The organism is Klebsiella sp. GG_Kp173, from assembly GCF_040062415.1.
Taxonomy (GTDB): domain Bacteria; phylum Pseudomonadota; class Gammaproteobacteria; order Enterobacterales; family Enterobacteriaceae; genus Klebsiella; species Klebsiella quasipneumoniae.
In genome coordinates this window covers 171,914-185,561 of the sequence record NZ_JBEAFZ010000088.1, presented here as the reverse complement: position 1 = coordinate 185,561, position 13,648 = coordinate 171,914, and the positions used below count along the sequence as shown (strand labels likewise).

13 protein-coding genes are annotated in these 13,648 nt (G+C 59.0%); 6 read left to right on the top strand and 7 right to left on the bottom strand.

Going from position 1 to position 13,648, the window contains the following annotated elements:
• Nucleotides 1-37 precede the first annotated feature (37 nt).
• The gene (locus tag ABLU50_RS23845) at nt 38-1,429 is read right to left on the bottom strand and encodes a uracil-xanthine permease family protein (RefSeq protein WP_004150226.1); all 1,392 of its coding nucleotides are present in this window, start codon (nt 1,427-1,429) and stop codon (nt 38-40) included.
• 284 nt (nt 1,430-1,713) lie between these two features.
• On the opposite strand from ABLU50_RS23845, the gene gltS reads away from it, so the two are divergent.
• Nucleotides 1,714-2,916 (top strand): sodium/glutamate symporter, encoded by a 1,203-nt coding sequence (gene gltS / locus ABLU50_RS23840; protein WP_004901437.1) that lies wholly within the window; start codon nt 1,714-1,716, stop codon nt 2,914-2,916.
• Between the two features lie 114 nt (nt 2,917-3,030).
• Here the strand turns inward: gltS and glpK are convergent, their stop codons facing one another.
• Together glpK and ABLU50_RS23830 are read right to left on the bottom strand one after the other, a co-directional pair.
• Nucleotides 3,031-4,542, bottom strand: coding sequence for a glycerol kinase GlpK (glpK, locus tag ABLU50_RS23835; protein ID WP_004873089.1), 1,512 nt, complete (start codon nt 4,540-4,542; stop codon nt 3,031-3,033).
• Between the two features lie 21 nt (nt 4,543-4,563).
• On the bottom strand, nt 4,564-5,415 hold the full coding sequence (locus tag ABLU50_RS23830) for an MIP/aquaporin family protein (protein WP_004205091.1): 852 nt from the start codon (nt 5,413-5,415) through the stop codon (nt 4,564-4,566).
• Nucleotides 5,416-5,857: 442 nt separating this feature from the next.
• Between ABLU50_RS23830 and zapB the strand changes: the two genes are divergently transcribed.
• The 4 genes from zapB (at nt 5,858) to ABLU50_RS23810 (ending at nt 9,627) form a co-directional block, all read left to right on the top strand.
• Nucleotides 5,858-6,103 (top strand): septal ring assembly protein ZapB, encoded by a 246-nt coding sequence (gene zapB / locus ABLU50_RS23825; RefSeq protein WP_004150222.1) that lies wholly within the window; start codon nt 5,858-5,860, stop codon nt 6,101-6,103.
• Nucleotides 6,104-6,255: 152 nt separating this feature from the next.
• Entirely contained in the window at nt 6,256-7,245 is a 990-nt protein-coding gene (locus ABLU50_RS23820; RefSeq protein ID WP_004205090.1) for a sulfate ABC transporter substrate-binding protein, read from the top strand.
• 242 nt (nt 7,246-7,487) lie between these two features.
• Nucleotides 7,488-8,258: a CDP-diacylglycerol diphosphatase gene (locus tag ABLU50_RS23815; RefSeq protein ID WP_074195322.1), complete on the top strand. Its 771-nt coding sequence runs from the start codon at nt 7,488-7,490 to the stop codon at nt 8,256-8,258.
• A 64-nt stretch (nt 8,259-8,322) separates the two neighbouring features.
• Entirely contained in the window at nt 8,323-9,627 is a 1,305-nt protein-coding gene (locus ABLU50_RS23810; protein ID WP_087832325.1) for an SLC13 family permease, read from the top strand.
• A gap of 92 nt (nt 9,628-9,719) precedes the next feature.
• Here ABLU50_RS23810 and tpiA read toward each other — a convergent pair whose 3' ends face one another.
• Together tpiA and ABLU50_RS23800 are read right to left on the bottom strand one after the other, a co-directional pair.
• Complete coding sequence (gene tpiA, locus ABLU50_RS23805; RefSeq protein ID WP_002922909.1) at nt 9,720-10,487, bottom strand: triose-phosphate isomerase; 768 nt, start codon at nt 10,485-10,487, stop codon at nt 9,720-9,722.
• Nucleotides 10,488-10,596: 109 nt separating this feature from the next.
• Complete coding sequence (locus ABLU50_RS23800; protein ID WP_004205087.1) at nt 10,597-11,196, bottom strand: YiiQ family protein; 600 nt, start codon at nt 11,194-11,196, stop codon at nt 10,597-10,599.
• 112 nt (nt 11,197-11,308) lie between these two features.
• On the opposite strand from ABLU50_RS23800, the gene ABLU50_RS23795 reads away from it, so the two are divergent.
• Nucleotides 11,309-11,737, top strand: coding sequence for a DUF805 domain-containing protein (locus ABLU50_RS23795; protein ID WP_004173894.1), 429 nt, complete (start codon nt 11,309-11,311; stop codon nt 11,735-11,737).
• Here the strand turns inward: ABLU50_RS23795 and fpr are convergent, their stop codons facing one another.
• Nucleotides 11,738-12,484, bottom strand: a complete 747-nt coding sequence (gene fpr / locus ABLU50_RS23790) for a ferredoxin--NADP(+) reductase (RefSeq protein WP_004205086.1) — start codon at nt 12,482-12,484, stop codon at nt 11,738-11,740.
• 150 nt (nt 12,485-12,634) lie between these two features.
• Nucleotides 12,635-13,645, bottom strand: coding sequence for a class II fructose-bisphosphatase (glpX, locus tag ABLU50_RS23785; protein WP_004205085.1), 1,011 nt, complete (start codon nt 13,643-13,645; stop codon nt 12,635-12,637).
• Between the last annotated feature and the right edge of the window lie 3 nt (nt 13,646-13,648).

Below are 13,648 nucleotides of genomic sequence, written 5' to 3'. Positions count from 1 at the left end.
GGTGCCCCGGCCGATGGCACGACCGGGACGCGTTAAATCAGGCTTTTTCTGGCGGGAAAATTAAATTCAGAACAATCGCCGTGATACCGCCGGCGGCGATACCGGAGGAGAGCAGATTCTTCAGCCAGTCCGGCGCGAACTGCAGGATCAACGGCTGCTGCGACACGCCGAGGCCCACCGCCAGCGACAGGGCGATAATCAGGATCGCCCGGCGATTCAGCGGCTCGCGGGAGACGATGCGCACGCCGGACGCGGCGATGGTGCCGAACATCACCAGCGTGGCGCCGCCGAGCACTGGCTCAGGGATATGCTGTACGAAGCCGCTCACCGCCGGGAACAGCCCGAGGACGATCAGCATCAGCGCCACCACAAAGCCGACGTAGCGGCTGGCGACGCCGGTCAGCTGGATCACGCCGTTGTTCTGGCCGAAGCAGGAGTTCGGGAAGGTGTTGAAGACCGCGGACACAAAGGAGTTGAGGCCGTTAGCCAGCACGCCGCCTTTCAGGCGCTTCATATACAGCGGACCCGAGACCGGCTGTTCGGAGACGTCGGAGGTGGCGGTGATATCGCCGATGGTTTCCAGGGAGGTGATCATAAACACCAGCATCAGCGGCAGCAGCAGGCTCCAGTCGATGCCGAGGCCATAATAGAGCGGCGTCGGGACGGTGATGAGGCTGCTGTTGGTCGGGGCGGTGTTGGCTGGCAGCATATCGAGGAACCACGCCGCCAGATAACCGGCAGCCATGGCAATCACCAGCGAAGCGATGCGCAAATAGGGATTACGCTGGCGGTTGAGAATGATGATCAGCGCCAGCACGATGCCCGCCAGCAGCAGGTTCTTCGGCGCGCCGAAGGTATGGTCGGCCATCGCCGCGTAGCCGCCGCCGATGGAGGTCAACCCAACCTGAATCAGCGACAGGCCGATGATCATCACCACCACGCCGGAGACCAGCGGGGTAATGATGCGGCGCGCGAGGTGCAGGACGCGGGAGAGGACCATTTCCGTGCAGCTGGCCAGCATCAGGGTGCCGAACAGGGCGGCCATCATCGTCGGGACGTCGGCGCCGCCGGTTTTCAGCGCGGTGCCGCCCATGATCAGCGGGGCGACAAAGTTGAAGCTGGTGCCCTGGATGGAGAGCAGTCCGGAACCGACCGGGCCCCAGGCTTTGATCTGAATAATGGAGGCCACGCCGGAGGCGAACAGCGACATGCTGATGATATGTTGGGTATCTTGCGCCGGGAGACCGAGAGCCTGGCAGATTAATAGCGCCGGGGTGATCACCGCGACAAACATCGCCAGCAGGTGCTGGAAGGCGGCGAACAGGGTTTGCGGTAGCGGCGGGCGATCTTCGAGGCGGTAAATTAATTCGCTGGCTGGTTTGTGCGCAACCGGTTGCGCATTTTCTGACTCTGCGGTGTTAACGGACATCACAAGCAATCCCAAGGTGGCAAAGCGGGAATTTTATCGGACTGTAGACCAAAAGCAAACGTGTGCCATCGTTTGCCCATAAAAATTTATGCTGTGAATATGCGCAACGAGATTATTAACATTTTGTATGCTAAATCGCATCATTCAGGATACAAAATATCTTTTTCTGTCATTTTTTCCGCCGTTCTGCGTAAAATCCCCCTCTGCCTCCTCATGAAGAGAAGCTAAAGACACCAGGAATATCGTCGCGTGTGAATGGATCATGCGCCCATAAGGAGCTTTTTATGTTTCATCTCGATACCTTATCGACGCTCGTTGCCGCAACGCTTGTGCTATTACTCGGCAGAAAACTCGTCCAAACCGTACCCCTCCTCAAGAAATACACCATTCCTGAACCTGTTGCCGGCGGTCTGCTGGTGGCGCTGGCGCTGCTGGTGCTGAAAAAAAGTATGGATATCGATATTGATTTCGATATGAGCCTCAAAGATCCGCTGATGCTGGCGTTCTTCGCCACCATCGGTCTGAACGCCAACCTGGCCAGCCTGCGGGCTGGCGGCAAGGTACTGGGTACCTTTCTGATTGTGGTGGTTGGTCTGTTGCTGCTGCAGAACGCCCTCGGTATCGGCATGGCGAAGCTGTTGGGCCTGGATCCGCTGATGGGTCTGCTGGCCGGTTCTATTACCCTTTCCGGCGGCCACGGCACCGGGGCGGCATGGAGCAAGCTGTTCGTTGAGCGCTATGGTTTTGCCAACGCCACCGAGGTGGCGATGGCCTGCGCGACTTTCGGCCTGGTGCTCGGCGGCCTGATCGGCGGCCCGGTGGCGCGTTACCTGGTGAAACACTCTTCCTCGCCGGACGGGACGCCGGACGATCAGGTGGCGCCGACCGCCTTCGAAAAGCCGGACGTGGGGCGGGTGATCACCTCGCTGGTGCTGATCGAGAGTATCGCCCTGATCGCCATCTGTCTGACGGTGGGCAAGGTGGTTGCGCAACTGCTGGCGGGCAGTGTCTTTGAATTGCCGACCTTTGTCTGCGTGCTGTTTATCGGCGTGATCCTCAGCAACAGCCTGGCGCTGGCGGGGCTGTATCGGGTGTTCGATCGCGCGGTGTCGGTGCTGGGCAACGTCAGCCTGTCGCTGTTCCTCGCCATGGCGCTGATGAGCCTCAAGCTCTGGGAACTGGCTTCTCTGGCGCTGCCGATGATTATTATCCTGGCGGTGCAGGCGGTAGCGATGGCGCTGTATGCGGTGTTCGTCACCTATCGGATGATGGGTAAAAACTACGATGCCGCGGTGCTGGCAGCCGGGCATTGCGGGTTTGGTCTGGGGGCAACGCCGACGGCGATCGCCAATATGCAGGCAATTACCGACCGTTTCGGCCCGTCACATATGGCCTTCCTGGTGGTGCCGATGGTGGGGGCGTTCTTTATCGATATCGTCAACGCGCTGGTGATTAAGCTGTACCTGTTGCTGCCGATATTTGGTTGATAAAAAACCCGGAGGTGGTGCTGCGCACCTGTCCGGGCTACAAGATCGTGCTGTTTGGGGTTTTGTAGCCCGGCTAAGGCGTTTACGCCGCAAGCCGGGAATACCTCCACAATCTTACGCTTCGTCGTGCTCTTCCCACGCTAACGCGCGTTTCACCGCTTTCTTCCAGCCGCTGTAACGATAGTTACGCTCAGTGGTTTCAATCCCCGGGCGGAATTCGCGCTCAATCACCGCTTTTTCCTGCAGCTCATCGAGGTTCTGCCAGAAGCCGACCGCCAGACCGGCCAGATAGGCGGCGCCCAGGGCTGTAACTTCGCGCACTTCCGGACGCTCCACGCGGGTGCCGAGGATATCGGACTGGAACTGCATGAGGAAGTTGTTGGCCACCGCGCCGCCATCCACGCGCAGCGCATGCAGACGAATACCGGAGTCAGCCTGCATCGCTTCCAGCACGTCGCGGGTCTGATAGGCGATGGACTCCAGCGTCGCACGGATAATGTGGTTCGAGTTCACGCCACGGGTGAGGCCGAAAATCGCGCCGCGGGCATAGGGGTCCCAGTACGGCGCGCCAAGACCGGTGAACGCAGGCACGACGTACACGCCGTTGGTGTCCTTCACTTTGGTGGCGAAGTACTCGGAATCGAACGCATCGCTGATGAGCTTCATCTCGTCGCGCAGCCACTGAATGGAGGCGCCAGCCATAAACACCGCCCCTTCCAGTGCGTAGTTCACCTCGCCGCGCGGACCGCAGGCGATGGTGGTCAGCAGACCGTGAGTGGAGGTCACCGCTTTTTCGCCGGTGTTCATCAGCATAAAGCAGCCGGTGCCGTAGGTGTTTTTCGCCATCCCTTCCTTGACGCACAGCTGGCCGAACAGGGCCGCCTGCTGGTCACCGGCGATCCCGGCGATAGGAATACGGGTCCCGCCTTTACCACCGATGTTGGTCTGGCCGTACACTTCGGACGACTTGCGCACTTCCGGCAGCATGGCGCGCGGAATATCCAGCGCGTCGAGCATCTTGTCGTCCCAGTCCAGGTCGTGGATGTTGAACAGCATGGTACGCGAGGCGTTGGTGTAGTCGGTGACGTGCACGCGACCCTGGGTCATCTTCCAGATAAGCCAGGTGTCCACGGTGCCAAACAGCAGCTCACCGCGCTTCGCACGCTCACGGGAACCTTCGACATGGTCGAGGATCCATTTCACCTTGGTGCCGGAGAAGTAGGGGTCCACCACCAGGCCAGTGGCCTTGCGGATATACTCCTCCATCCCGTCACGCTTGAGCTGCTCGCAGATCTCGGCGGTGCGGCGGCACTGCCAGACGATGGCGTTATAGATCGGTTTGCCGGTCTCGCGCTCCCACACCACCACGGTCTCACGCTGGTTGGTGATACCGATGGCCGCGATCTGATCGGAGTTGATATCCGCTTTGGCCAGCGCTTCGACCAGCGTCGAGCTTTGGGACGCCCAGATTTCCATCGGGTCGTGTTCAACCCAGCCTGGCTTAGGATAAATTTGTTCGAATTCTCGCTGGGAGACGCTGACGATATTGGCATCATGATCCATCACAACGGCCCGGGAGCTGGTAGTGCCCTGGTCAAGCGCAACGATATATTTTTTGTCGGTCATAGTCGGTGTCCCGTAGTCAGATTACAGCGAAGCTTTATGTTGAGTGGAGGAAGAGGAGGGGCTCTCTTGCTCTTCGTCCACGCATGTGTCGCAAGGCAGGTGGCGGCCAATCAGCTTACGATAGCTGAACGCGCCCAGCGCCGCGCCGACCACCGGTGCGCACAGCGGCACCAGGAAATAAGGAATATCTTTACCGCCGGTGAAGGCGACGTCGCCCCAGCCGGCCAGCCAGGCGAAGGCTTTCGGGCCGATATCACGCGCCGGGTTCATGGCGAAGCCGGTCAGCGGTCCCATGGAGGCGCCAATCACCGCGATCAGCAGGCCGATCAGCAGCGGCGCCAGCGGGCCGCGCGGCACACCGTTGCCATCGTCGGTCAGTGCCAGGATGACGCCCATCAGGATAGCGGTAATCACCATCTCTACCGCGAAGGCCTGCACAAAATTGATATGCGGGTTCGGGTAAGTGGAGAAGATGCCAGCCAGATCAAGGCTTTCCACGCTGCCGCGTACCATATGGTGGGTGGTTTCATAATCGAGGAAAAGATTGTAATAAAGCCCGTAAACTAATGCCGCAGCGCAAAAGGCGCCAGCGAATTGCGAAATAATAAAAGGAACCACTTTGCGGCCATCGAAGCAGGCGAACAGCCAGAGCGCGATAGTCACCGCAGGGTTAAGGTGCGCACCGGATACGCCTGCGGTCAGGTAGATCGCCATGGCGACGCCCAGACCCCAGATGATGCTGATTTCCCATTGTCCGAAGCTGGCTCCCGCGACCTTGAGCGCAGCCACGCACCCAACGCCGAAAAAGATCAACAACCCGGTACCGAGGAACTCTGCGATGCACTGGCCTTTTAAGGTTGATGTTTGGCTCATAATCGAATCCTGAAGCGTGGTGATGATTATTGTATGTAGGGTGGTCACAGACGACCATATTGCCATGTAGGCATAGTGTTAATTTATCGTTAACGAGCAAAAACGAGAAATATCGAACTTCAAATGTGTGTACCACGTCAAGAAAATGAGCGTTTTCGCGCCATTCGCGCGCATTAAGCGCGCTGCCGGAGCGTTTCACCTCGCATTTTGTTAACCATAATATTAACAATGGCTCATGAAGTACGAGCGAACTGCGCTGAAAGTACCAGGTAAAGACTGAAAAGTGTTGCAAACCGCAATCTGCGCGGCTTGCCGCTGGACAGGGGCGGCGGGGATTCATACAATCGACGATAACACCGCTATGTGCGCTAATTTTCGTTAAGGCGGGACCGCGTATACGAAACACCAGTTTCTATCAACGCCTTGCAAGTTCAGGAGAGGTATGACGATGTCATTAGAAGTGTTTGAGAAATTAGAATCTAAGGTTCAGCAGGCGATTGATACCATCACTCTGTTGCAGATGGAAATCGAAGAGCTGAAAGAAAAGAACAACACCCTGGTGCAGGAAGTTCAGAGCGCGCAGCATGGTCGTGAAGAGCTGGAGCGCGAAAACAGCCAGCTGAAAGAGCAGCAGCAGGGCTGGCAGGAACGTCTGCAGGCGCTCCTGGGCCGCATGGAAGAAGTCTAATCGCTTCACGCCCTCTCCCGCCAGGGAGGGGGTGATCCTTATCCCTTCCTTTATACTCACAAGTTATAGCCAATCTTTTTTTATTCTTTAATCATTGAATCGCTTTCTGGCACGCTTAGCCCATCACAACACGACATAAAGAGAGCGGTGCGATGAATAAGTGGGGCGTAGGGTTAACTCTGTTGCTGGCATCCGCCAGCGTTCTGGCAAAAGATTTTCAGCTATTAAACGTATCTTATGATCCAACGCGCGAGCTGTACGAACAGTACAACAAAGCGTTCAGCGCGCACTGGAAGCAGGAGACCGGCGACAACGTGGTGATCCGCCAGTCGCACGGCGGCTCCGGCAAGCAGGCGACCTCGGTGATTAACGGTATTGAAGCGGATGTGGTTACGCTGGCGCTGGCCTACGACGTCGACGCGATCGCCGAGCGCGGCCGTATCGATAAAAACTGGCTGAAGCGCCTGCCGGATAACTCCGCGCCCTATACTTCCACCATCGTGTTCCTCGTCCGTAAGGGCAACCCGAAACAGATCCATGACTGGAACGATCTGATCAAACCGGGCGTGTCGGTCATCACCCCGAACCCGAAAAGCTCCGGCGGCGCTCGCTGGAACTACCTGGCGGCCTGGGGCTATGCCCTGCATCAGAACCATGGCGACCAGGCGAAAGCCCAGGATTTCGTCAAGGCGCTGTATAAAAACGTGGAAGTGCTGGACTCCGGCGCGCGCGGTTCGACCAATACCTTCGTAGAACGCGGGATCGGCGATGTGCTGATCGCCTGGGAAAACGAAGCGCTGCTGGCGACCAACGAACTGGGCAAAGACAAGTTTGAAATCGTGACCCCGAGTGAGTCGATTCTGGCTGAGCCGACCGTTTCGGTGGTCGATAAAGTCGTGGATAAGAAAGGCACCCGCCAGGTGGCGGAAGCGTACCTGAAGTATCTCTACTCGCCGGAAGGCCAGGAGATTGCGGCGAAGAACTTCTACCGTCCGCGCGATCCGAACGTGGCGAAGAAATATGCTAATGAATTCCCGAAACTGAAACTGTTCACTATCGATCAGGAGTTCGGCGGCTGGACGAAAGCGCAGAAAGAGCACTTCTCCAACGGCGGCACCTTCGACCAGATTAGCCAGCGTTAATTCTCTTGTCCCTGCTTGCGCTACGCTTAGCAGGGCTACAGTTCTGCGCTGTGCGTAACCCGGGTAAGGCGTCAGCCGCCACCCGGGAATCCCTGCTTGCACTAGGCTTAGCAGGGCTACAGTTCTGCGCTGTGCGTAGCCCGGGTAAGGCGCCAGCCGCGACCCGGAAAACGCTCCGCCCGTCATCTGTTTTCATTTAGTCATCAAATTACGTTACTCTTCCGCTTCAGGCTTAACAGGGAATGAAAATGAGAAGAGTAAGATACTTTTTGCTGGCGCTGCTGGTGGCGATCCTCGCGGCGCTGGCGGGCGGCTACTACTGGCTGCACTCTGGCAACCCGGACGCGTTGCGCAAGATTGTTCTGCAGCAGTGCGTTCCCCATCAGCAACAGCAGCAAAACCCGTCGCCGTGTGCCGAAGTGAACCTCAAGGGCGGCTATGTGCTGTTTAAAGATCGTAACGGCCCGCTGCAGTATTTGCTGATGCCGACCTACCGCATTAACGGCACCGAAAGCCCGCTGCTGTTGGATCCACTGACGCCGAACTTCTTCTGGCAGGCCTGGCAGGGGCGTGAGATCATGAGCCAGCACCACGGCGCGCCGGTTCCTGATAACGCGGTATCGCTGGCGATCAACTCGCGCAGCGGACGCACGCAAAACCATTTCCATATTCATATCTCTTGCCTGCGCCCCGATGTGCGCGCGCAGTTAGACAAGGATGCGGCGGCGATCAGCAGCCGCTGGCTGCCGTTGCCGGGTGGGCTTCAGGGCCATGAATATCTGGCGCGCCGGGTGACGGAGGCGGAGCTCGCCCAGCGCAGCCCGTTCCTGATGCTGGCGGAAGAGGTGCCGGAGGCGCGTCAGCATATGGGACGCTACGCGCTGGCGATGGCGCAGCAGAGCGACGGCTCTCTGGTGCTGCTGGCGACGGAGCGTAACCTGCTGTCCCTGAACCGGGCCTCGGCGGAAGAGATCCAGGATCATCGCTGCGCCATCCTTAACGCAAACCACTAGTTCTGGCGTTTACCTGTCTTACCTGTCGTCGTATTCTTGCTGAAAAAAACGACAGGAGACAGGCATGTCGCTCTGGCTTACCCACCCGCTGTTCCTCCCTTCACTGATTGTCGGCGTTACCATTGTGCTCTGGGCGACGTCGCTGCTGCCGGAATTTATCACCGCGCTGCTGTTTTTCGCTGCGGCGATGATGGCGAAAATCGCCCCGCCGGAGGTGATCTTTGGCGGCTTTGCCTCCTCGGCCTTCTGGCTGGTGTTCAGCGGCTTTGTGCTCGGCATCGCGATCCGTAAAACCGGGCTGGCGGACCGGGCGGCGCAGGCGCTGTCGGCGCGGCTAACCGACTCCTGGCCGCGGATGGTCGCCAGCGTGGTACTCCTGAGCTATGCCCTGGCGTTCGTGATGCCTTCCAACATGGGGCGCATCGCGCTGCTGATGCCGATCGTGGCGGCGATGGCCCGCCGGGCGGGCATTGCCGACGGCAGCCGCGGCTGGTTCGGCCTGGCGCTGGCGGTGGGGTTCGGCACCTTTCAGCTTTCGGCGACGATTTTGCCCGCCAACGTGCCGAATCTGGTGATGAGCGGCGCGGCGGAGGGCTCGTACGGTATCCATCTGAATTATGTTCCCTATTTACTGCTGCATACGCCGGTGCTTGGCTGGCTGAAAGGGGCGGCGCTGGTGGCGCTGATCTGCTGGCTGTTTCCCGGTAAGCCGCATCCGCCGCGCGACCTGGCGCCGCTGCCGGCGATGAGCCGCGACGAGAAGCGTCTGGCGTGGCTGCTGGCGGTGGTCCTCACGCTGTGGGTGACCGAGAGCTGGCATGGCATCGGCCCGGCGTGGACCGGCCTGGCGGCGGCGGTGGTCACGCTGTTGCCGCGGGTGGGCTTTATCAGCGGCGAAGAGTTTGCCAGCGGGGTGAATATGCGCACCTGTATTTATGTTGCCGGGATTTTGGGGCTAGCGATCACCGTCACCCAAACCGGGATTGGCGGCGTGGTGGGCAATGCGCTGCTGCAGGTGATGCCCCTGGATAAAGACAATCCTTTCACCAGCTTCCTGGCGCTGACCGGAATTACCAGCGCGCTGAACTTTATTATGACCGCCAACGGCGTGCCGGCGCTGTATACCACCTTTGCCCAGAGCTTTGCCGACGCCACCGACTTCCCGCTGCTGAGCGTGATTATGATTCAGGTGCTGGGCTATTCCACGCCGCTGCTGCCGTATCAGGCGTCGCCAATCGTGGTCGCGATGGGGTTAGGCAAAGTCCCGGCGAGGGCGGGGATGTTGCTTTGTCTGGCGCTGGCGGCGGTGAGCTATTTGATTTTACTGCCGCTGGACTACGCGTGGTATCAGCTGTTGGGGAAACTGTAGCGGCAAAAGAAAGCCCGGCTTGCGCTGTGCTAAGCCGGGCTCCCACGTTTTGTCAGTCAACCCGGTCGCGTGTCGCCACCGGGAAAAGCGAATTACGCTTTTTTCGCCGCTTCTGCTGCTTTAACGATCACCGCGAAAGCGTCAGCTTTCAGGGAGGCGCCGCCAACCAGCGCGCCGTCGATGTCCGGCTGGGTGAACAGCTCTGCGGCGTTGCCAGCGTTAACGGAACCGCCGTACTGGATGATCACTTGCTCAGCGATTTTCGCGTCAGCTTTAGCAATGTGGTCACGGATGAATTTGTGCACCGCCTGAGCCTGAGCCGGGGTCGCGGATTTGCCGGTACCGATAGCCCATACCGGTTCGTAAGCGATAACCACGCCTTCGAAAGCGGCAGCGCCCTGCGTTTTCAGTACCGCGTCGATCTGACGTGCGCAAACTTCTTCCGTTTTGCCCGCTTCGTTTTCGGCTTCGGTTTCACCGATGCACAGTACCGGAGTCAGACCCTGCTCTTTCAGCACGGCGAATTTCTTCGCGATCAGCTCGTCGGATTCTTTGTGGTAGGTACGACGTTCGGAGTGGCCGATGATGATGTACTGCGCGCCGATATCTTTCAGCATTTCGGCGGAGGTTTCACCGGTGAAAGCGCCGGACAGGTTTACGTCAACGTTCTGCGCGCCCAGGTGGATGTGGCTGCCTTCTGCCGCACGCTTAGCCAGGTCCAGATACATTTCCGGCGGGGCGATGGCAACTGCGCAGCCGCTTACGCCAGCCAGCTCGGTACGCAGGTTCGCAACCAGTTCGTTTACCATGTGGCGGCTGCCGTTCAGTTTCCAGTTACCCATCACTAAAGGATGTCGCATTTTAATTCTCCACGCTACTTAAGCGAATTAAGGAATATAGCCGCCCCAGAGGGCAGCATGGTCTGTGAAACAGTATAGAGACTCGTCACTGGAAAGGCTTTGCTTTTTGTCATTTATTGTTACCTTCCAGCGTTTCAGATAGCGCCAGCTTAATCGGTTCAACAGCGAAGGTCAGACCCTTTTCACCATGATCTGCCACCACATAGCGCACGGCGCCCTCGGTGTCGGAGAAGTAGCGTTTGCCTTTGCCGGCAGTCAGCAGTTTCTGCAGTTTTTGCTGGCTCTGCGCCGGGCTAAGGGTGGGCACGAAGGCGCGGATCATGGCGCTCATATACTCCAGCGCTTTGGCCTTCGCCGCCTTTTGCTCCGGCCCTTGGATCGGCAGCCAGGTGATCTGCATGGATTTGATCTTCAGCGTGCCGCGCTCCAGCGCGGTGGAGGCATAGAGATTTTCGTTAATCTTGCTGGCGGCGCGGGTCAGGTTAGCCCGATCGCGGCTGGTTGATATGGAACGGAATTCATTCAGAGGCAGCTTCGGGTTATCGGTGTTAAATTTTTCCCGGAACTGGCTGATCGACAGGTCAAAGCTCGGCGCGCCGGCGAGCAGGTAGGGGGCAGCGGTCGTCGATTCGCTTTCTGCGGACAACGCATGCGGGCCGACGGCAAGGCCCATCAGCCCACTGAAACACAAGATTGTCCACTTCTTCATGCCCGTCGTTCCTTTTTTTGCCTGCTGACGATTAAATCGGGAAGCGCGGCGCTTGTCAAAAAGTCACAACGCCAGGGTAAACTACGCAGACGATGATGATAAGGAAAAACGCATGACCCTACAGCAGTGGTTATTCTCAATTAAAGGGCGCATTGGCCGCCGCGATTTCTGGATCTGGATTGCCATTTGGCTGGTGACCATGAGCGCGCTGTTCACCCTGGCAGGCAGCAATCTGCTTAATCTGCAGACGGCGGCGTTTATTATTGTCTGCCTGCTGTGGCCGACGGCGGCGGTGGTGGTGAAGCGGCTGCACGATCGCGGCAAATCCGGACTGTGGGCGCTGCTGATGATTCTGGCGTGGATGCTGCTGGCGGGGAACTGGGCGATGCTGCCGCAGGTCTGGCAGTGGGGCGTCGGGCGCTTTGTGCCGACGCTGATTATCGTCATGATGCTGATCGACCTTGGGGCGTTTGTCGGCACCCAGGGCGAGAATAAGTTCGGCAAGGAGACCCAGGACGTGCGCTGGAAAGCGGACGCCTGATTACCAGTAGTGCTCCGCCGTCATGTGGCCCGGCCGGCGACGCAGATGTTTGGTCATCTGCCGGGTCTCTTTTAACAGCTGTTGGGTATCGCGCACCATCTGCGGGTTGCCGCACAGCATCACATGGCTGGTGTCGCGGGTCATCGGCAGGCCGACCGCCTCCTCCAGCGCCCCGGTTTCAATCAGGAACGGCACCCGGCCGGTCAGCGAGCCTGCCACGGTTTCGCGGCTGACCACCGTCTGGATGCGTAATTTGCCGGCGTAGCGCTGCTCGAGTTCGCGCATCAGCGGCAGATAGCTCAGGTCCGCGGCGTAGCGCACGGCGTGGACCAGCACCAGATGATTAAATCGCTCAAGATCTTTGCCTTCCTGGAGAATCGACAGATAAGGCCCGAGGGCGGTGCCGGTCGCCAGCATCCACAGAGTATCGCAATCCGGTACTTCCTCGAGGACGAAGAAGCCAGCCGCTTCGCTCACCACCTGGACCTCATCGCCCGGTTTCAGCGCCGCCAGACGCGGGCTCAGCTTGCCTTCCGGGACGGTGACCAGATAGAACTCGAGATCGGGATTGCCGGGGGCGTTGACGTAGGAGTAGGCGCGCTGCACGCGTTCGCCGTCGATTTCCAGCCCGAGCTTGGTAAATTGCCCGGCGGTAAACGGATGGACAGGCGCCCGCACGTATAAACTGAACAAGGCGTCCGTCCAGTACTCCACTTTTGTCACTTTGCCGCTAACCCAGTCCGCCATCGTCTTCTCCTGTTGCCAAGCGATGCCTTATCTTCGGCCCAGACGGGCAAGATTTCCACCCCGCAGGCGCAAGAAAGCTCTATTGATCAAATATAAACGAAGAACAGGACAACCGCCCGCGGACGGTTGCCTGGAGGAGAGAAAGCGGTATTACAGGATGTGCTGCTGGACGTCCGGATCTTTACGGTCGAGGTAATGAATCGACTGGATCCGACGGATGGTGCGCGACTTGCCGCGGATCAGCAGCGTCTCGGTGGTGGCCATATTGCCCTTACGGGTAATGCCGTCCAGCAGATCGCCTTTGGTGATGCCGGTAGCGGAGAAGACGACGTTATCGCTGCGCGCCATTTCATCAAGGCGCAGCACTTTACCCGCTTCGATGCCCATGGTTTTGCAGCGCGCCAGCTCGTTTTCACCGATGCGGCGATTCTCTTCGCTGTCGCCCTTCACGTGGTGACGAGCCAGCAGGCGGCCCTGCATATCGCCGTCGAGCGCGCGGATCACCGCGGCGGAAACCACCCCTTCCGGCGCGCCGCCGATGCCGTACAGCACGTCCACTTCGCTATCCGGCATGCAGGTGAGAATGGAGGCCGCGACGTCGCCATCGGGAATGGCGAACACGCGCACGCCCAGCTGCTGCAGCTGAGCAATCGCCGCATCGTGGCGCGGTTTCGCCAGCACGGTGACGGTCAGCTCGCCCAGCGGCTTGTTCAGCGCGCGGGCGATATTGCGCAGGTTCTCTTCCAGCGGCAGATTGAGATCGATAGCGCCTTTAGCGCCTGGGCCGACAATCAGCTTTTCCATATACATATCCGGCGCGTTGAGGAAGCAGCCTTTATCGCCGACCGCCATCACTGCCAGGGCATTAGCCTGGCCCATCGCCGTCATCCGGGTACCTTCGATGGGATCGACGGCGATATCCACCGCATCGCCCTGGCCGGTGCCCACTTTTTCGCCGATATAGAGCATCGGCGCTTCATCGATTTCGCCCTCGCCGATGACGATGGTGCCGTCGATATTGACGAGGTTAAGCATAATGCGCATGGCGTTAACCGCTGCGCCGTCGGCGGAGTTTTTATCGCCGCGGCCCAGCCATTTATAGCCCGCCAGCGCGGCGGCTTCGGTGACACGCGAAAATTCGATGGCCAGTTCTCGTTTCATAAT

Coding starts and splice junctions, on each gene's coding strand:
- fpr (WP_004205086.1), bottom strand. CDS start 12,484: ATGGCGGACTGGGTTAGCGGCAAAGTGACAAAAGTGGAGTACTGGACG.
- ABLU50_RS23800 (WP_004205087.1), bottom strand. CDS start 11,196: ATGAAGAAGTGGACAATCTTGTGTTTCAGTGGGCTGATGGGCCTTGCC.
- ABLU50_RS23845 (WP_004150226.1), bottom strand. CDS start 1,429: ATGTCCGTTAACACCGCAGAGTCAGAAAATGCGCAACCGGTTGCGCAC.
- glpK (WP_004873089.1), bottom strand. CDS start 4,542: ATGACCGACAAAAAATATATCGTTGCGCTTGACCAGGGCACTACCAGC.
- ABLU50_RS23810 (WP_087832325.1), top strand. CDS start 8,323: ATGTCGCTCTGGCTTACCCACCCGCTGTTCCTCCCTTCACTGATTGTC.
- ABLU50_RS23820 (WP_004205090.1), top strand. CDS start 6,256: ATGAATAAGTGGGGCGTAGGGTTAACTCTGTTGCTGGCATCCGCCAGC.
- ABLU50_RS23815 (WP_074195322.1), top strand. CDS start 7,488: ATGAAAATGAGAAGAGTAAGATACTTTTTGCTGGCGCTGCTGGTGGCG.
- ABLU50_RS23830 (WP_004205091.1), bottom strand. CDS start 5,415: ATGAGCCAAACATCAACCTTAAAAGGCCAGTGCATCGCAGAGTTCCTC.
- gltS (WP_004901437.1), top strand. CDS start 1,714: ATGTTTCATCTCGATACCTTATCGACGCTCGTTGCCGCAACGCTTGTG.
- ABLU50_RS23795 (WP_004173894.1), top strand. CDS start 11,309: ATGACCCTACAGCAGTGGTTATTCTCAATTAAAGGGCGCATTGGCCGC.
- zapB (WP_004150222.1), top strand. CDS start 5,858: ATGACGATGTCATTAGAAGTGTTTGAGAAATTAGAATCTAAGGTTCAG.
- glpX (WP_004205085.1), bottom strand. CDS start 13,645: ATGAAACGAGAACTGGCCATCGAATTTTCGCGTGTCACCGAAGCCGCC.
- tpiA (WP_002922909.1), bottom strand. CDS start 10,487: ATGCGACATCCTTTAGTGATGGGTAACTGGAAACTGAACGGCAGCCGC.